This window comes from Luteolibacter sp. (genome assembly GCF_039920825.1).
Classification (GTDB): domain Bacteria; phylum Verrucomicrobiota; class Verrucomicrobiia; order Verrucomicrobiales; family Akkermansiaceae; genus Luteolibacter.
In genome coordinates, this window is sequence record NZ_JBDSCX010000043.1 from 63,002 (window position 1) to 82,105 (window position 19,104).

13 protein-coding genes, 1 tRNA gene and 1 CRISPR repeat array are annotated in these 19,104 nt (G+C 58.5%); of the genes, 12 read left to right on the plus strand and 2 right to left on the minus strand.

What is annotated here, in order from left to right; translation table 11 throughout:
- Positions 1-97 precede the first annotated feature (97 nt).
- The 3 genes from ABIQ96_RS14250 (at position 98) to ABIQ96_RS14260 (ending at position 5,786) form a co-directional block, all read left to right on the plus strand.
- Entirely contained in the window at positions 98-1,936 is a 1,839-nt protein-coding gene (locus tag ABIQ96_RS14250) for a glycoside hydrolase family 97 catalytic domain-containing protein (RefSeq protein WP_348215278.1), read from the plus strand.
- Between the two features lie 164 nt (positions 1,937-2,100).
- Complete coding sequence (locus ABIQ96_RS14255) at positions 2,101-3,480, plus strand: serine/threonine-protein kinase (RefSeq protein ID WP_348215279.1); 1,380 nt, start codon at positions 2,101-2,103, stop codon at positions 3,478-3,480.
- A gap of 5 nt (positions 3,481-3,485) precedes the next feature.
- The gene (locus tag ABIQ96_RS14260; RefSeq protein WP_348215280.1) at positions 3,486-5,786 is read left to right on the plus strand and encodes an alginate lyase family protein; all 2,301 of its coding nucleotides are present in this window, start codon (positions 3,486-3,488) and stop codon (positions 5,784-5,786) included.
- Between the two features lie 204 nt (positions 5,787-5,990).
- On the opposite strand, the gene ABIQ96_RS14265 is transcribed toward ABIQ96_RS14260, so the two are convergent.
- Positions 5,991-6,096: transfer RNA gene (locus ABIQ96_RS14265), tRNA-OTHER, on the minus strand.
- Positions 6,097-6,185: 89 nt separating this feature from the next.
- On the opposite strand from ABIQ96_RS14265, the gene ABIQ96_RS14270 reads away from it, so the two are divergent.
- A complete protein-coding gene (locus ABIQ96_RS14270; RefSeq protein WP_348215281.1) occupies positions 6,186-7,493 on the plus strand; it encodes a site-specific integrase in 1,308 nt (435 codons plus the stop codon).
- 90 nt (positions 7,494-7,583) lie between these two features.
- Here the strand turns inward: ABIQ96_RS14270 and ABIQ96_RS14275 are convergent, their stop codons facing one another.
- Positions 7,584-8,396 (minus strand): WYL domain-containing protein, encoded by an 813-nt coding sequence (locus ABIQ96_RS14275; RefSeq protein ID WP_348215282.1) that lies wholly within the window; start codon positions 8,394-8,396, stop codon positions 7,584-7,586.
- A gap of 411 nt (positions 8,397-8,807) precedes the next feature.
- Here ABIQ96_RS14275 and cas3 point away from each other — a divergent pair, with 411 nt between their 5' ends.
- From cas3 to cas2, 8 genes are read left to right on the plus strand one after another with little or no spacing between them, the layout of a single operon-like run.
- Positions 8,808-11,135: a CRISPR-associated helicase Cas3' gene (gene cas3 / locus ABIQ96_RS14280; RefSeq protein ID WP_348215283.1), complete on the plus strand. Its 2,328-nt coding sequence runs from the start codon at positions 8,808-8,810 to the stop codon at positions 11,133-11,135.
- A 2-nt stretch (positions 11,136-11,137) separates the two neighbouring features.
- On the plus strand, positions 11,138-11,863 hold the full coding sequence (gene cas5c, locus ABIQ96_RS14285; protein ID WP_348215284.1) for a type I-C CRISPR-associated protein Cas5c: 726 nt from the start codon (positions 11,138-11,140) through the stop codon (positions 11,861-11,863).
- Complete coding sequence (gene cas8c, locus ABIQ96_RS14290) at positions 11,860-13,635, plus strand: type I-C CRISPR-associated protein Cas8c/Csd1 (RefSeq protein WP_348215285.1); 1,776 nt, start codon at positions 11,860-11,862, stop codon at positions 13,633-13,635. Before cas5c ends, cas8c begins: the two co-directional genes overlap by 4 nt.
- 55 nt (positions 13,636-13,690) lie before the next feature.
- Positions 13,691-14,548 carry a type I-C CRISPR-associated protein Cas7/Csd2 gene (cas7c, locus tag ABIQ96_RS14295; RefSeq protein ID WP_348215286.1) on the plus strand — a complete coding sequence of 286 codons (858 nt, stop codon included), beginning with the start codon at positions 13,691-13,693 and terminating at the stop codon, positions 14,546-14,548.
- 40 nt (positions 14,549-14,588) lie between these two features.
- The gene (locus ABIQ96_RS14300; RefSeq protein WP_348215287.1) at positions 14,589-14,777 is read left to right on the plus strand and encodes a hypothetical protein; all 189 of its coding nucleotides are present in this window, start codon (positions 14,589-14,591) and stop codon (positions 14,775-14,777) included.
- Entirely contained in the window at positions 14,770-15,414 is a 645-nt protein-coding gene (gene cas4, locus ABIQ96_RS14305) for a CRISPR-associated protein Cas4 (RefSeq protein WP_348215288.1), read from the plus strand. The genes ABIQ96_RS14300 and cas4 overlap by 8 nt, the downstream gene beginning before the upstream one ends.
- On the plus strand, positions 15,411-16,451 hold the full coding sequence (gene cas1c / locus ABIQ96_RS14310; RefSeq protein WP_348215289.1) for a type I-C CRISPR-associated endonuclease Cas1c: 1,041 nt from the start codon (positions 15,411-15,413) through the stop codon (positions 16,449-16,451). Before cas4 ends, cas1c begins: the two co-directional genes overlap by 4 nt.
- A 5-nt stretch (positions 16,452-16,456) precedes the next feature.
- Positions 16,457-16,747 carry a CRISPR-associated endonuclease Cas2 gene (cas2, locus tag ABIQ96_RS14315; protein WP_348215290.1) on the plus strand — a complete coding sequence of 97 codons (291 nt, stop codon included), beginning with the start codon at positions 16,457-16,459 and terminating at the stop codon, positions 16,745-16,747.
- 228 nt (positions 16,748-16,975) lie between these two features.
- Positions 16,976-19,080: direct repeats of the CRISPR family, unit length 33 nt; unit sequence GTCGCCTCCCTCACGGGGGGCGCGGATTGAAAC.
- Positions 19,081-19,104 lie beyond the last annotated feature (24 nt).

A 19,104-nucleotide genomic window follows, 5' to 3' on the forward strand; every position in this document is an offset into this window, starting at 1 on the left:
GGTTTGCAACCGATTTTCAGATCCGGCATTGCTCGTTACGCCCGGTATCTGCCCGCGGACAACAGCAGCGCGTCGACCAACCCTCCACCGATAGATCATGAAAATCCTCCCCAAGCCAATACTCCGCCTCCTTGTCCTTTCCCTCGGCGGCCTCCATTTTGCCCGTGGGGAAACCGTCGCGGTCGCTTCTCCCTCGGGGCACCTTGTCCTGACTCTGGAAGTCGCTGCGGATGGCGATGTGACGCATTCGCTGGCGGTCGATGGCAAACCGGTGATCTCCCCTTCGGCGGTGGGCTTCGCGGGCGGACATTTCGCCAGTGTGGAACGTCGCGTGGAAAACTCCGTCTGGAAGCCGGTGTGGGGCAAGCGCGCGGTGGTGCCGGACCGCTATCGCGAGGCCACGATCAATCTCGGCAGTTATCAGCTCAAGGCCCGCGCCTATGACGAGGGCGTGGCCTTCCGCTACGTGTTCTCCGGCCCAAAACCCACCGACGCCGAAGCCACCGCCTTCAACTTCGCGGACGACTACACCGCGTGGTATTACAACGGGGAAAATCAAAACATCGGTCCGGAAAAAATCAGCGCCGCCAAAGGTGTGCGCAAGCCGGTGGCGACCATCAAAGCCGGGGATAGTGGCTATCTCGCCCTGCACGAGGCCGATCTCGCCGAAGGCGAGCCGCTGGTTTTGGAAGGCAAGCCGGGCGGGACCTCGCTTCGCGTCGCCTCCAAGCCAAGCGCCGCGTGGCGGGTGGTCATGTTCGGCCGCACCCCGGGTGAGCTGGTGGATTCCCATCTCATCGAGCTACTCAATCCGCCACCGCCCGCAGGCATGGATTTCTCCTGGGTAAAGCCTGGCGTGGCCGTCTGGGATTGGCGCATTAATGGCGCGAAGGTGGACGGCTTCAAATACGAGATGTCGTTGCCGTCTTGGAAGCGCATGGTCGATTTCGCAGCGGAGAATCGCATTCCCTACCTCGTGCTGGACGCGAATTGGTATGGCGCGGAATTCGGCCACAATTCCGACCCGGTGAAGGGCGGCAAGGTGGATCAGGTGAGGGAGATCATCGCCTATGGGAAAACGAAGAATGTGGGCGTCTGGCTCTATCTAAACGACGTGGGAGGACGCAAGTTCCCCCTTGAGGAAACCCTCAAGCAATACGGCGAATGGGGCGCAGCGGGCGTGAAATACGGTTTCATGAACGGCTCGCCCGAGGAGAAGAACCTCCGCACGCGGCTGATCACTGAACTGTGCGCGAAGAACAAACTGCTCTGCGATTACCACGACGGTCCGGTTCACCCCTATGGCCAGATGCGCACGTGGCCGAACGCCGTGACGCGCGAGTTCTGCCAGTCCCAGCTCGACGGCCACAAGGTCTTCGGCCCGGCAACCTTCGTTACAAGCGTCTTCGTCAACATGCTCGCCGGTCCGCTCGACATGAACAACGGCTTGGCCGATCTCACCCAAGCCGGCCGCGTGGACAACGGTGTGCCCGTGCCGTCCACCCTTGCCGCCGAGGTCGCCCGCACGCTGATCGTGTTCTCCGGTGCCACCATCATTCCGGACATTCCCGAATACTACCGGAAACACCCCGAGCTGCTGCGTTTCATCGCCGCCGAGCAAATGCCGTGGCGCGAGAGCAAGACGCTCGCCGGCGAGATCGGCGAATACATCGTCATGGCCCGCCAGGCGGCGGACGGCGCGTGGCTGGTCGGCGCGGCCACCAACGAGTCGCCGCGCGAGTTGGAGATCCCGCTGTCCTTCCTGCCGGCTGGAAAACACGAGGCGCTCGTCATCCAGGATGGCCTGACATCCGACTACCGCACCCATGCCGAAGACTATCAGGCGGACACGCGCGAAGTCACCAAAACCGACACGCTGCGCCTCAAGCTCGCCCCCGGCGGCGGTGCTTGCGTGTTGGTGAAACCGAAACGCTGACGCGTGTTTCAGCCACCCACCACTGGACTCCAGAAACCGTAATCAACTCATTCCTCACCCATTCCTATTTAAAGATCCAGCATTCAAAAACAGCCCCCGCCTTCTTCCATTCTCAAAAACCCAAACCCCTTAAACCACCGATTCATTTTTCCTCCAATCACCCCATGAGCGACCCGCTTCCACAAACGTCCTTCAACGCGCCTGATGTTTCCTACCTCGCCACCTTGTTTCCCGGTTATGAAATCGAATCCCTCATCGCCACCGGCGGCATGGGGGCTGTCTATTGCGCGACCCAGCGCTCGCTGGACCGGACCGTTGCGATCAAGATCCTGCCGCCGGAACTCAGTGCGGATGCCGCCTTCCGGGCCGGCTTCGAGGCGGAAGCCAAAGCCATGGCCCGCCTCAATCATCCCAATCTCATCGGCGTGTATGACTTTGGCGAGGTCGGCGGAATGCTTTACCTCATCATGGAGTTCGTCCCGGGAAAGTCGATCCATCACTCCGCCCACGGCATCGCCATCGATCCCATGGAAACCGTGCGCCTCGTTTCCAGCATCTGTCACGGACTCGCCCACGCCCACGAAAACGGAATCATCCACCGCGACATCAAACCGGCTAATATCCTGCTCGATCTCAACGCCCAGCCGAAGATCGGCGACTTCGGGCTCGCCCGTCCCCATGACAAGCAGGTGCGGGAAGGCGATGAAATTTTCGGCACCCCGCACTACACCGCGCCGGAAGTGACCACCCCTCCCTACACCGTCTGCCACCGCGCGGACATCTTTTCGGTGGGAGTCATGCTCCACGAACTGCTCACCGGCCGGCTGCCCGCCGAGGATCCGCGCCCCGCATCCGCCATCGTCCGCTGCGATCCGCGCTTCGATGCCATTATCCACCGCGCCACCCGGCATCGGCCGGAGCAACGCTACTTCAGCGCCGCCGAGATGGCGAGGGACCTGGAAGCGATCGCCGCCACCGGAAGACCGAAGGCCGGCCCGCCCACCGCACGGATGGGCGCCCCCACCGCCCGCATGGGAACTCATTCACCCCAAGCCAGGACGTCCCGGCCGCGCGCGCCCCAACGCGGCAATTGCCGCCCGCCGCAAAAGCAGAACAAGTCCTCAAGCGCCGCTTCGGTTCTCAAGGTTCTCGGCCTTCTTGGACTCGTCGCCTTCGGGTATGTGCAATACCAGAACCGCCGCCAGACTATCAGGGAATCCCTTAAAATCGAGCAGGCCAGCAGCATGTCCATCAAGGACGGCGGCAACGTGACTCTATCTCTCGTGAGATTCACCTATCATGGCAACGCCGGGGTTCTCTTGTGGAAATCCGAGCCAGGGATCGAGCTGGTCGCCGGGCCTGAGAACAGCCTGCAATCCCTCTCCGGCCACAAACTGCGCTATGGGGCGCTGACGAAGACCAATTACGTAAACAGTGATTTCACGGTCGCCAGCCTTCCCGATGAACAGATCGCCTACAGCAGCATCCCGCAGGATTACAACCGTCCGGAAATCACCAATCTGCTCCCTGTCATCCGGCAATAAACCTCATGAATAACCACCGCCATTATCTCGCCGCCGCGCTAGTCGCGATCTCGACGGCTTTCGCCCTGAGCCATCCTGCCGCGGCGCAAAGCTTCGTCCATCCGGGCGGCTTGCACTCCAAGGCGGATCTCGACCGGATGAAAACCAAAGTGGCGGCCGGCGAGCATCCGTGGATCGACGGCTGGACTCTTTTCATCAAGGATCCGAAGGCGCAGGACAACTACAAGGCCCGCCCGGCGGCGGACATGGGCAGCCGCCAGCGCGCGCAGGACGACGCGACGGCCATGTACTACAACGCGCTGCGTTGGTATATCTCCGGCGAAAAGAGCAACGCGGAGTGCGCGGTTAGAATTGCCAACGATTGGGCATCGACCGTTCACGAGAAACCCTACGGAGACGACTTGAGCGGCATTCCAATCGGCAGCTTCGCGCTCGCCGCCGAAGTGCTGCGGGTCTATCCGGGCTGGGCGAAGGGGGACTTCGACAAGTTCAAGGAAATGATGGTGAAATACTGGTATCCCAAGAGCAGCGACTTCCTGAAAAACCACGGCAACGGTCCTGTTAGCCGCTCGTGGGCGAACTGGGACGCCTGCAACATGCTCGCCGTCCTCGGCATCGGCGTGCTCTGCGACGACAGGCCGAAGTTCCATGAAGCCGTGGAGTATTTCAAAAACGGGCCCGGCATGGGCAGCATCAGGAATGCGGTGCCCTTCCTCTATCCGGATGGCCTCGGCCAGTGGCAGGAGTCCGGCCGCGACTGGGCCCACACCATGGGCGGCCAGGGTTTGCTCTCGGAGTTCTGCCAGGTGGCTTGGAACCAGAACCTGGACCTCTTCGGCTACGACGATAACAGGCTGCTGAAAGGCGGCGAATATGCCGCGCAATACACGCTCTGGAAAAGTGTGCCCTTCACCTATTACACCAACGCCGACAACGCGAACCAGTCCTACGTTTCCACCAACTACAAGGGCCGCCTCGCCGCCACGCACTTCGAGTTGTTATATAACCACTACGTCGTGCGCAAGGGACTGAAAGCCCCCAACGTCAAACTCTTCGCCGAAATGAAACGTCCGGAACCCGGAGAGATCGACATTTTCGGCTACGGCACACTGACATTCACCCTGGATGCCGCTGCCTCCCCCACCGTTTCGTCGGTTCCACCGGTTCCGTTGGATCTCACCGCGGTGGCCGGCATCGGCCGGGTCGAACTGAAGTGGTCACCCTCCGGTGCCTACATGGCACAGGGTTACGAGGTGTCGCGCGCCACTAACAGTGGAGGTCCTTACACGAGCATCTATTCAACCACAAACTTCACCACTCCTCTTTACACGGACACGAAAGTCTCGGGAGGCACAACCTATTATTATGTCGTCGCGGCCGTCAACCAGGTGGGCACCAGCTCACCGTCCCCCCAGACAAGCGCGACACCGGTTGCGGGCGGTTCCCTGCCGCAGGAGTGGAAACACGAGACGATAGGTAATGCCGCGCCCTCCGGTGAAATCACTTTTGACCAAGCTGCTAACAAATCGTTTGTCGTTCCCGGAGCGGGACGAAGCATCGGCGGTACTGCCGACGACTGCAACTTCGTCTATCGCGCGGTGGATGGAGACTTCACCATCACCGCGCGTCTTTCAGAACGGAACGGCGACATCTCCATGTGCGGACTCATGATGCGGGAAAGCGCCGCCCCCGATGCGGAAATGCTGGCGCTGACCTTGGGCGAGGTGGGTGGCCGTCAGGCACGTTTCAGAACCCGCTCGTCGACTGGAGAGAAGACCTCGACCCAGCTTGGGAACGATTACACCTGGATCCCCATATGGTTCCGGCTTCAACGGGCTGGCAACGTTTTCACCGCCTTCCAGTCTCCGGACTGCATCGAATGGTTTACCATAGGATCCAGCACCGTTCCGATGTCAAAGAACTATTTTGTAGGTCTAGCAGCGAATACGAGCGGCAAAGCCGACAGCCCTCCCGGCTCCGTGATGTTCGACAACGTTGCGGCGGAGATCCGCGTCCCCTCCCCACCTGCGGCACCCGCCAATCTCCGGGCGGCAGCGCCGGGAGACAAGACTGTTAGGCTGGTGTGGAAAAATTCCAGTGGAAATGAGGCAGGCTTCAAGGTTGAGGCCGCATCCGGCGGTGAAACTCAATTTCATGAAATCTCCGACCTGGGCCCCGACGCCACCGGTTTCACCAATACCGGCCTGCGTGATCCTGGATCCTATCGCTATCGGGTCCGCGCCTATAACAGGGGTGGCTGTTCAAGCTATTCAAACATTGCCACGATCACCGCGGGATCGCGCTAAGCCTCGTCGACACAAGATCGGGCCGGCGAACTCTGCGGGAGGTAATCACCAAGACCTACCCCAACTTACAACGTGCTTTGGAATCCGCAGTCCCAACCTGCTTCCGTCTCACAGGCACTACAACAACAGGCGACGGCGGCTCCTAAAGTGACCGGGGGCGGCTAATTTCCCACCTCTGGCCCTCCTATAAAACAACGAACCCAATGGTGCGCACGAGAGGACTCGAACCTCCACAGGGTTGCCCCTACTAGAACCTGAATCTTATTTTTTCTGAAACCTTGTGACCTCTCGTGTACTCTCGTGAACTCGCAACACCCTATCCCACAATGACATGAAATTTTTCCGAGTTGCATAAGGGGTCAAACGGGACCACACCCGCGCAGAAAAAGTGGCCGGAAAATGGCCGGAAAAATGGTCCACCAAATATCAAAAAAAGAGAAGAACGTCGTCGTCCGAGCTGCGTCGAAAACTTCTGCCGCCTACTGGAAGAATAAGGTCTACTTGGAGAAAAAGGACGCGTGGATATCGGCGAATTATTTTGTTAGAATACAGGCAGCTGGAACACGCAGGAAAGTCCGGTTGGAAGCTTCCGTGCTTGAAGATGCCGCCCGTGAGGCGCTGGCCTTTTATTTGGATGTTCGGGTCAATGGCTGGCCTGCAGAAGAGCATCCCACTCCAGCGGGGTCCGATCCGGAGAATGGCTTGAGCGATCCAAGTGTCCGCGATTGGATCGAGCTAGCAAAGAGGCACGCCAACGTGCGACAGGAAACTATCGAGAAATATGCTGAATCATTCCTTACGGTAGTTGGCGAGATTCTTGGAATGAGGCGCGCTAGGAAAAAGGAAGATCGGGAAAAGATCGCAAACACAAAACTCGCCGTAATTACCAAGCCTCGCATCCAGAACTGGATCAATTCTCGGCTGGAGCTAGCCCGCCTCATGGATCCGGTTAAGGCAAACCGTGCAAAAAACACGATCCGAGCGTTAGTGGGCAATGCGAACGGCCTTTTTTCAAAGCACATCATAGAGTCCACCGAAGGGATGGGTTTCGCCGCGATCCATCCTTTTAGCGATTTGAAACTCCCGCGAAAATTCGTTCCAAAATACAGCAGCAGGTTTGACCCGGTCCTTCTCCTGAGAGTCGCGAGGAAGGAACTCGGCAGGCCCCCGGCCCGCTCTTTGGATCGAGAAGGTATTACAAAGTATGAGCAGTGGAAAATCCTGTATTTGGCACTCGTGGGTGGCCTGCGTTACAACGAAATCGACAAACTCCGCATTCAGGATATTTCGACGGCTACCGGGAAAATTTCGGTTCGCACCCACGAAGATTTCAGGCCCAAGACCACGGAGTCCGAAGGGGATGTCCTGGTGGGTGCGACTGCCTGCAAAGTGATCAAGACCATGCTCGAGCACGCTGACGGCCCTTGGTTTCTCCGCGAACAGCGATCAAAAACAAACAAGTCCTATCGTGCTGGGCAGCACCACGACAATCTTGTGAAATGGCTTCGGAATTACGAGGAACGAGGATTTCGACCGTTCGCGGAAATTCCGAAACCCGTTCACGAGCTTCGAAAAGAGGCGGGTACTTTGGTGAACAACTTACACGGCTTAAATGAGACTAAGAACTTCCTTCGCCACAGTTCCATCACCACTACGGCAACTTACTACGTCGGCTCCAAGGGCGATATCACCACCGGGCTCAGTTAGTAAGATGGACGAACTCCGTCGAAGCTCCATTCCTAGCATCTGAGCTTCCCTGATCTGGACGCCACCGACGAATTTTGTTCCCTCGCTGACTCACTCCACCAATTCCAAATGTCGCGGTCGGTCGTTCCCATCCGCCACTCGCAGGTGCGCCAGGCAATATTCTTTCATCGCCTCGCGCATCCGCATCTGTAGCTTCCCTCCCTTCATCCCATAATCCCGCTCGATCGTTTTCCGCCGCTCGTCATCGAGTTCCGAATTCGCCCGCAGGACCACCGTCACCTCCCTTTCCCACGCCTCATCCTTCTCGGCTGGGGTGAATGCCTCTCCCGGCCACTCCGCCTTTTCCATCCGGCTGAGCACGAAGTCCCTGAAATCCCCGTTCTCGAAACACCAGGCACGCACGTGCCAGCGGTAACCGTCGTGTCCCAGTCCATGCGGCGCGATCTCCCGCCGCTTTGCTCCACTGCTGTTGACCGACCAATACGTCACGGCCAGCCGCTTCCCCTGGTCGAGGGCTAGAAAAATCCTCCGCTCCACCGCCGCATCAGCCCTCCGGGCGGGCGGCACGAAAATATCCACCCGTGCATCGGACCTAGCAGACACCAGCGGCAATGGCACCGGCGTGCCCAGAAACATCCCCACCGCCTCCTCCAGCCGCGGCGTATGCATCACGCAGGACATTTCCGGCCGCGCCTCATACCGCTTCGATCTCACATTGTAGGCCAGCGCCGTCGGGTTCTGCTCCTGATAGCCCTGCAAATCCGCCGACGCCTGCGCGGCGGAAATCCCGAACACCTCGCGCAGGTCCCCGCGATTCACCACGCCCCGCCACCAGGCCGCCCGCTCGATGAATGCCAACCGCTCGCGGCCGGCCCACTGGTCTTTGGTGCTGCTGTTTCCCATCGTTACAAACAAGTCGTGTTTTTGGAATCATCGTTTTTCTGGACACATCGTTAAATTTTACCCATAACGAAATCCGACCATAAAAACGACTGACTCCAGAGAGACTACTCGATTGAAGCCAGCCCGCCAGCCCAAAATATCAACAAACCCAAACCACCTCCCTCCCCATCATCACTGAAATCGCCTTCATTTCACAATCACCCCCACGTCTATCTGCTAGCCCTCTACCGCCCCGGCCAGCAAGCCGCACCTTCCCCCTCGACCGGATATACCCCTTTAGCGGTGCGTCGATGACCGTCGCCGTTCCCCCCAAGTCCCGTCACACGAATTCTTTCGGGAAATCCGGCTTGAAGGTTTGACAACTCCCCATCTGAACACTCTAACTCCATCCTCTCAATATTTCCCCCTCCCGTGTCCGCTTTCGCCCATACCCATCCGGATTTTCCGACCGACTCTTCCAAATGGGAACCACTCTTCACCGCTTTTGGTGAAGGCCGGGACGAATGCCGACGCGAGCATTGCGCAAAATGTCGCGAACTCGTTCCTGACCACGGTCACCTCAACAAAGTCGCGTGGTGGACAGCAAAGTTCGCTTCGGAAATGTTCAAATCTGAATCGACCGAGTTCAGGTCCGCTTGGGATTGGGGCTACCTCGCCGGGCTTTGGCATGATCTCGGAAAATTCCCTGAAAAATGGCAGGATTATCTTCGCTCCAAGGTCGATCCCCACGCCGACGACGTTTCAGGAAAAGTAGATCACTCTACCGCCGGAGCGCAACACGCCATCAAATCTTATCCAACTCTCGGCCATCTGCTAGCCTATCCCATCGCTGGCCATCATTCCGGCCTTCTCGATGGAAAATCCAATGCCGCCTGCCAAGCCACACGTCTGCAAAAAGCCGATCTGCCCGACTATCAGAACGCACCATTGGAAATCACCTCGCACCCTTTCCCGAAACTGCCCGCATTTCTCCAGCGAGACGCCTACTCCATAAGTCTCTTCACCCGAATGATTTTTTCATGCCTCGTCGATGCTGACTTTCTTGCCACCGAGGCGTTCATGAATCCGTCGCAGGCGAAAACCCGCAACCAAACGCCGGACTCAGCCATTCACGACATTTCCCGCCTCATTGATGCAAAAATCGACGCCTTCGGTATTCCTTCACTAGAGAACAACGTCAATTTCCAGCGCCGCAAGGTCGTTGAAAACTGCCGTTCCTCAGCGAACCAGTCCGTCGGAATATTCTCCCTCACCGTTCCCACCGGCGGAGGAAAGACACTTTCATCGCTGAGCTTCGCACTCCGTCATGCTCTGGCTCACGGTCAGCAACGGGTCATCTACGTTGTCCCGTTCACGTCCATTATCGAGCAGAATGCCGAAGTCATCCGTGAAATTCTAGCTCCCCTTCAGACCCACAGTTTCACCCCGTTAATCGAGCACCACTCTTCTCTCTCGCCGGAAAGGGAATCCACTCAATCGCGCCTCGCCACGGAAAACTGGGAGGCACCCATCATCATCACAACTGCCGTCCAGTTTTACGAATCGCTCTTCGCAGCGAAAACCTCTCGCTGCCGAAAACTCCATAACATCGCGAACTCCGTCGTGATTCTCGACGAAGCCCAGTCACTTCCTGTCGATTTCCTCAAACCTTGTCTCCGCGTCATTCAGGAACTCGCCGATCACTATCACACCACCACCGTTCTCTGCACAGCCACCCAGCCAGCCGTGCATTACGACGAAGTGGAGTTCTCGATCGGTCTGAAAAATTGTCGGGAAATCATTGCCGACACGAAATCCCTTTTCGATGCTTTGAAGCGAGTTGAAATCGAATCTCTCGGCGACGTCTCCGACTCGTCACTCGTCCAGCGTCTCGCTGACCGCACGCAAGTCCTTTGCATCGTCAACCGCCGCAAGCACGCTCAGCAGCTCTTTCAAATGCTCGGCCAAGGGGAAGGAAACTATCACCTCTCCGCCCTCATGTGCCCGGAGCACCGCAGCGAGATCCTCACGGAAATCAGACAACGCCTCCTCGACGGCCTGCCCACCCGCGTCGTTTCCACCCAACTTATCGAAGCCGGCGTTGATGTCGATTTTCCTGTCGTCTATCGAGCACTCGCCGGTCTCGACTCCATCGCTCAAGCCGCCGGGCGTTGCAATCGAAACGGCAAACTCCCCGCGCCCGGCCTCACCTACATTTTCCGACCGGAGGATCAGAAGGCGGAAACCTATTTCCGCGAAACCGCGCAAGTCGCCCACCAGCTCATCGACCTCCACCCGGATCTCCTCAGCCAGGAAGCCATCCGCCACTACTTCGATCTCTACTACTATCAGCAAAGCAAACGCTGGGACGCGAAAGGCATTCTCGCTTCGGAGAGCTTCTATATTGATGGAGGCGACAAGATGTTTCCCTTCCTTTTCCAATTCAAAACGGTGTCCGAAAATTTCCGTCTCATCGAGGATTGGCAGGTTCCCGTCATCATTCCCTACGACGAAATGGGCCGCACACTCATCGCGGAGCTACGGAATCCATCGATCCCGCTCAACAGGAAACTCCTGCGCGGACTCCAGCGCTACACCGTTCAGATCCCGCCCCGTCTGCGTGACGACAATATCCGTTCCTTTGAAGCCTTCCGGGACGGCCAATTCCACGCCCTTATCTCCACTGATCTGAATTACTCGAGAGACTTCGGACTCGTTTTCGATGACACCCATTCCAACTCTCAACCTCTAGTCTGCTAACCATGAAATACGGAATCACTCTCAAAGCCTCCGGCGACTACGCCCTTTTCTCCCGACCCGAAATGAAGGTCGAGCGCGTCTCCTACGACGTGATGACGCCGTCTGCGGCTAGGGGCGTATTGGAAGCTATCTATTGGAAACCGCAGATCCGCTGGATCGTCGACGAAATCCACGTCCTCAATCCCATCCGTTTCACTAACATTCGCCGCAACGAAATTTCCTCAAAAATTTCGGTCAAGGGTGCCCTTGGTGTCAATGCGGCCATGCTCAACCCCGACATTCGCCCGTCCATGGATGTCGCCGAGAATCGTCAACAACGCGCATCACTTCTTCTCAAGGATGTCTCCTATCTCATCAAAGCCCACGTCCAAGTCCTCGACACCCGAATGGAGAGGGGCGACTCGCCCTCTCCCGAACCAGAGGCCGTCGGAAAACATCTGGAAATGTTCAAGCGTCGCGCCCTCAAAGGTCAGGCCTTCCAGCAACCCTACTTCGGTTGTCGCGAATTCCCCGTCCGCTTCGAACTCATCGAATCCGAAAGCGAAATTCCAAAACCGGATTCGTCGCTTCTCGGTGAAAAGGACCTTGGCTTCATACTCCATGACATCGAGTTCGACCAAGACCGCGCCACCAAGAAGGTGAAATCCGCCACCCCACATTTTTTCCGCGCCAGCATGACCGATGGAGTCATCAAAATCCCGCAACTCCCATTCCCCGTCAAAGCATGATCCTCCAATCCCTCAACGAACTTTACTCTCGTCTCGCGGAAGATCCCACTTACGAGATTGCTCCGCCCGGCTTCTCCCCGCAGAAAATCAGCTTCCGCGTCGTGATCAAGCTCGGTGGAAGTCTCGTCAACATCGACGACGCGCGTAAACCCGACGAAAAAAAGAAACTTCAAAACGTCGTGATGTTGGTTCCTGGCGAGGCAAAGCCACCCGGAGCGGGAATCAATCCATGCTTTCTCTGGGATAACCAAACCTATCTCCTCGGCCGACAGCCTGAGGATAAGCCCGATGGTTTCGGCCAGAAACGTTTCGAGGCATTCAGAAAACGCCATCTCGAACTTGAAGAAACTATCAGCTCGGTTGAGTTTTCCGCCGTATGCCGGTTTCTTGAACAATGGTCTCCAGAAAGGATTCCCGAGTTTCCCAACCTCAGCGAACTCGGAACAGGATTCGGAATCTTCCAGATCCAAGGCGAAAAGAAGGCCCTTCATGAATTGCCAGCCATTAGAAACTGGTGGGTGCGCACGATGACCGACGAAGAAGCAGGCGATTCGGCTCAATGCCTCCTCACCGGTGAGGTCTCACCGATTGCTCGCCTTCATCCCAAGATCAAAGGTGTCGTTGGTGCTCAAGCCGCGGGAGCTTCCCTTGTCTCATTCAATGCGAACGCCTACGAATCCTACGGCAAAAGCCAAAGCTACAACGCGCCTGTCAGCGAGAACGCCGCATTTCAATATGGAACAGCGCTGAACTCGCTTCTCACCGGTCCCCAGTCCCGAAAACACCGCATTCGCATCGGCGACACTTCCACCGTCTTTTGGACTGAAAAGCCCACCATCATTGAAGACTGCCTCGCAGATATTTTCTCGAGCGGGTCTCAAGCCGCCGAGGAGGTTCAGGACATCTCCAAGCGAGCCCAAATCCAACGCCTCCTCGAGGCCGTCCGCTCGGGTGGAAACTATCAGGAATTCGGAGAAGCAAATACACCATTTTACATCTTAGGTCTCGCGCCCAATGCGGCGCGTCTATCGCTCCGCTTCTTCCATCGCTCCACGATTGAGAACCTCATTGCGAAGCTTCACGAACATCAGCAGTGTATGGAGATGGTGAGGCAGTTCACCGATCCAGTCGGCAACCGCTTTCCTGATCCAGAGTTTCCCGCCATCTGGCAAATCCTTCGGGAAACCGCACGTGTCGCCGATGAAATTCCACCGCTTCTGAGTGGCGCCCTGACCCGCGCAATCGTCGAAGGCACTCCTTACCCGGAAGGACTTTTCTCCGCCATTATCCGCCGCATCCAAGCGGACCGCACCATCAACTATCTCCGCGCCGCCACCATCAAGGCGGTGCTCGTTCGAAATCACAACCTAACCATACCTACCATGCTAGACACCGAAAGCACAGATCCCGCCTACCTTCTCGGGCGGCTATTCTCCACCCTTGAAAAAACCCAGGAGGACGCGCTTGGTAATGTCAACGCCGGCATCCGAGACCGCTTTTACAGCGCCGCATCGGCTACACCCGCCAGTGTGTTTCCCCGTCTCTTGAGAACTTATCAGCATCACCTCTCCAAACTGAACGGCGGAGCCAAGGTCAATCGCGAAAGACTCGTTCAGGAAATCATGTCATCCATCGACTCCTCCGGTTTCCCAAATCAGTTCCCACTCAAAAAGCAAGGTATCTTCGCCATCGGCTACTACCACCAACGCAAAGACTTTTTCACAAAAAAGGAGACGAATCTATCCACCGAAACCGAATCAATCCCCGTCTGAAATTCCTCTGAAATTCCTCTGAAAACCGAATACCCAAAACAAACCAACTCTTCCCATGAACAACCGCTACGACTTCCTCTTTCTCTTCGATGCTCAAGACGCCAACCCCAACGGCGATCCCGACGCCGGCAACCTTCCACGCATCGATGTGGAATCCGGCCAAGGCCTCGTCACCGATGTTTGCCTCAAGCGCAAGATCCGCAACTTCATCGCCATGACCTCTGGCGGTACAGACGGCAAACGCATCTATTTCACCGAGGGCTCCGTTCACAACAACCAGCACAAGGAGGCTCACAAAGAAGTCGGCATTCCCGCAGCCGAGTCCAAAGCCCCCAAGGACGGCAAGAAGGACAAAGCCACCCAATGGATGTGCGACACCTACTTCGATGTCCGCACCTTCGGAGCCGTCATGTCCACCGAGATCAACTGCGGCCAAGTACGTGGCCCCGTTCAAATTTCCTTTGCCCGTTCCATCGATCCCATCGTTTCCAGCGAACACGCCATCACCCGATCCTCTGTCACTAACGAGAAGGACATCGAAAAAGAACGCACCATGGGTCGAAAATTCACCATCCCCTACGGTCTCTACAAAGCGCAAGGTTTCGTGAATCCCTTTCTCGCCCAGCAAACCGGCTTCAGCGACGAAGACCTCGAACTGTTCTTTAACGCAGTCGAGAACGCTTTCCAATTCGACCAATCCGCCGCCCGCCCGGCAGGTAGCATGAACCCGCGCGCCCTGCTCGTCTTCAAACACGACACTGCACTCGGAGCAGCAGCGAGTCACAAACTCTTCGACCTCGTTTCCATCACCAAGAAACCCGAAGTCGAAGTGCCACGCGCATTTACTGACTATGACGTCACCATCGATGAGTCATCTCTTCCTAAAGGCGTTACTCTAATTCGGAGAATCTGAAGCCGCAACCGGTCACTAGACCGACCAAGTAACTTTTCGGATGCCCACCTCCGACTACCCCTATCTCGAAGCGGCGTTGCCCGGGTTTTCCCGGGCGCGTTTGCTGGTGAAGTCAGCGGGTGATCGCATGGAGCCGTTGGAGTTTTGCGGGACGAAGTTTGATTTCTATCGGTTCGCGAACCGCTTCCGGCTGGCGGAGAGCCGGATGGAAAGGAGCGGGGATGTTTGATGAAGACCACTTGCTGCCGATTTCCGCACTCCAGCATTGGTTGTATTGTCCGCGTCAGTGTGCGCTGATCCATCTGGAACAGGTGTGGGCGGAGAACAAGTTCACAGCGGAAGGACAGGTGCTGCATCACAAGGCGCACGAGGGACCGGACGAAAGCAAAGCCGGTGTGCGGGTCACGCGGAGTTTGTCAGTGAGATCGCTGGTGCTGGGGATCACCGGGCAGTGCGACATCGTGGAGTTTCATCCGGACGGGCGCGTGGTCCCGGTGGAATACAAACGCGGCAAGCCGAAGTCCCATCACGCGGATGAGGTCCAGCTCTGCGCGCAGGCATTGTCCCTGGAGGAGATGCTTGGCGTGACGATTTCCAACGGATGCCTGTTTTACGGAGAGAACCGGCGGCGGACCTTGGTGGAGTTCGATGCGTCGCTCCGGCAACTCGTCGAGGAAACCATCGTGGCGCTGCATGCGATGATCGATTCCCGGGAAACGCCACCCGCCGAGTATCTAGCAAGCCGTTGTGACGCCTGCTCGCTCATCGACCTCTGCCAGCCGAAAGCCCTGCGATTCAAGCGGGGAGCGCAGGCGTGGTTTTCATCCTCGCTGAATTCCCAACTCCTCAACCCCGAATCATCGTGAGACGCCACCTCAACACTCTCTTCGTCACCCTGGAAGGTGCTTACCTCCGCAAGGACGGGGCCGCCATCGAGATCCGCCATGAAGGCGAAACCAAGTTGCGGGTCCCCTTCCACAATCTCGACGGCATCGCCTGCTTCGGCTGGGACATTTCCTGCTCTTCCGCCCTGATGGCCGCCTGTGCCGAGGCCAAGGTCTCGCTCTCGTTCCACAATCCGCACGGGAAATTTCTAGCAGCCTCCAACGGCTTCACCTCCGGAAACATCCTCCTACGCCGCGAGCAATACCGCCGGGCCGATCATGAGCCGGCATCGCTTGCCATCGCCGCTAACATGATTTCGGCAAAAATCGCCAACACCCGCCACATCCTCATGCGGGCCGCTCGCGACCACGGCGAGAAATCCGCCGAGCGCGCGTTCGCCCTGACAAATGCCGCTGACTTCCTAGCCGTCCGCATCGGCCTTGTTTCCCGCGCCACCTCGCTGGACAGCCTGCGTGGCATCGAAGGCGATTCCGCAGCCGCCTATTTCGCCGTATTCCCCCACCTTCTCACCAATCACGATCCGGAAATCACGATTTCCGGCAGATCCCGCCGTCCCCCGCTCGATCCGGTAAATGCCCTGCTTTCGTTTCTCTACGCCCTGCTCATGCACGATTGCCGCAGCGCCCTCGAATCCTGCGGGCTCGATCCCCAATGCGGTTTCCTCCACCGGGATCGCCCCGGCCGCCCTTCCCTGGCGCTCGACCTGATGGAGGAATTCCGCGCATTTCTCGCCGACCGCACGGCCCTCTCGCTCTTCAACCGCCAGCAGATCACGCTCAAGGATTTCGACATCAAGGAAAACGGCGCGGTCTTGCTCAAGGACGATTCCCGCAAGAAAGTGCTCACTGCCTGGCAGGAACGCAAACAGGACGAAATCAACCACGCTTTCCTCGATGAGAAAACCACCGTCGGCCTGCTCTGCCAGCTCCAGGCCCGACTGTTAGCCCGCCACCTTCGCGGCGACCTCGACGCTTACCCCGCATTCCTAGCCAAGTAGCCGCCATGTACGTTCTCATCACCTACGACGTCTCGACCACCACGCCCGCCGGCAAATCCCGCCTGCGTCGCACGGCAAAAACCTGCCTCGATTTCGGCCAACGCGTTCAAAACTCCGTCTTCGAGTGCAAGGTGGATCCCGCCCAGCTTGTTTCCCTGAAAACCCGTCTGTTGGATATTATCGACCCGAAAACCGACAGCCTTCGCTTCTACCACCTCGGCAGCAACTGGCACCACAAGGTCGAACACCACGGTGCCAACGACGGCTACGACGTCGAAGGAACGCTTGTCGTCTGAGCGAAATCCGGTCATTTTTCATCCGTTGATCAAGCTCCCCGCCAGCAGCCCCGCGAACCCCAAGTGATCTCAAAATCCCCGGGAGGTTCGCGCCAGCCGCCAGGCCTACCGCTTCCGCTCTTTGACATCCAAATTCAGAAGAAATACGCAGTTCCGCGCCCTGAAACCTCCGGGTTCGCGGAACACTCTATTCTTCCCCTACGGCGGAAAGCGTTCCAAGGTAACGCCGTCGCCTCCCTCACGGGGGGCGCGGATTGAAACGACAGCTTGAAGGCCGACGTCACCAACTTCAAGGGTCGCCTCCCTCACGGGGGGCGCGGATTGAAACATGGTGAAGGATGCGGATCGCACGGCGGAGGGTAGTCGCCTCCCTCACGGGGGGCGCGGATTGAAACTCATGGCAGGGTGGCAAGCGGTGGCTGGTCAAGGTCGCCTCCCTCACGGGGGGCGCGGATTGAAACCGATCATCGCACACCTCCCGCTTTTTCCGAGGCCGTCGCCTCCCTCACGGGGGGCGCGGATTGAAACCTTAGAAGGGACCGATCTACCAGCCGGGAAAGAGTCGCCTCCCTCACGGGGGGCGCGGATTGAAACACGATGGCCCAAAGCACGAAGCCCACGATACTCGTCGCCTCCCTCACGGGGGGCGCGGATTGAAACACTCGCCCCAGTTGCTGGCGCATCCGTCGCCGCAGTCGCCTCCCTCACGGGGGGGCGCGGATTGAAACACTAGTCCCAATCGACACGGCCGAGCTTTCCGAAGTCGCCTCCCTCACGGGGGGCGCGGATTGAAACATCGGCCAATGGTGCCGTGTTGGAGACTTATCCCGTCGCCTCCCTCACGGGGGGCGCGGATTGAAACCGTCACATGTCGATGTTCACGGGCGGTGCGAACGGTCGCCTCCCTCACGGGGGGCGCGGATTGAAACATAAAGACGTGCCGCGAGGCGGATCAAAGGCAGTGTCGCCTCCCTCACGGGGGGCGCGGATTGAAACTTTCGGTAGATAGATCGACGGCCGCTTGTGGTAGTCGCCTCCCTCACGGGGGGCGCGGATTGAAACCAAGCAAATGCTCGGGAATGAGTGATGCGGAAGCGTCGCCTCCCTCACGGGGGGCGCGGATTGAAACTTCCAATGGTCGGTTTCGGTTTCATATATCTATCGTCGCCTCCCTCACGGGGGGCGCGGATTGAAACTGATACTCCATCCAGTGCCACGTTCCCGGGGATTGTCGCCTCCCTCACGGGGGGCGCGGATTGAAACCGCGATCCTGAAGCCGCCGCCGATTTTGGTAACCGTCGCCTCCCTCACGGGGGGCGCGGATTGAAACACTCCGTCCAAAATCCTTTGCGCCACGTTGCGAGTCGCCTCCCTCACGGGGGGCGCGGATTGAAACATTCAGCGCCTGCAGCACGCCCTGGCAGCTCTTGGTCGCCTCCCTCACGGGGGGCGCGGATTGAAACAGCGCGCCGGCGTCGAAGCCAGCAGAGACCTGATGTCGCCTCCCTCACGGGGGGCGCGGATTGAAACGGCGCGCTGATCGCCGTGGCCCCCAACTCCGAGAGTCGCCTCCCTCACGGGGGGCGCGGATTGAAACCCTACACCGGCGCAGCGGCCACCGTCTTCGGCGGGTCGCCTCCCTCACGGGGGGCGCGGATTGAAACCAGCAGCAGCGGTTCCACATCGCGGAAGGCCCGGGTCGCCTCCCTCACGGGGGGCGCGGATTGAAACCGCCACCAATGCCAGCGGCAGCCTCACCGTCCGAGTCGCCTCCCTCACGGGGGCGCGGATTGAAACAGGAACTTCGTGCGACCACGCTGCAGAGCTCGGAGTCGCCTCCCTCACGGGGGGCGCGGATTGAAACACCGGCAATGCGACCGCCGGCGACATCGTCGAGGGTCGCCTCCCTCACGGGGGGCGCGGATTGAAACACCGCGGAGGTGCTGGACCAACTCCGCGCAAAGGGTCGCCTCCCTCACGGGGGGCGCGGATTGAAACGCGAACTCGGAGAAGATGCTGCATGCGGTGCAACGTCGCCTCCCTCACGGGGGGCGCGGATTGAAACATCATGGACAGCGGCATGACGCTGCGCCTCAATGGTCGCCTCCCTCACGGGGGGCGCGGATTGAAACGACACCGCCGGGTTCAAGTTCATCGCCGGGAAAAGTCGCCTCCCTCACGGGGGGCGCGGATTGAAACTCCACGTGCACGCTGGCGTTCACCCCCTCCGTCTGTCGCCTCCCTCACGGGGGGCGCGGATTGAAACATCGCCACCTCGCCGCTGATGGGAACCATCGGCGGTCGCCTCCCTCACGGGGGGCGCGGATTGAAACCATGGCGATGATATCGCACAATCC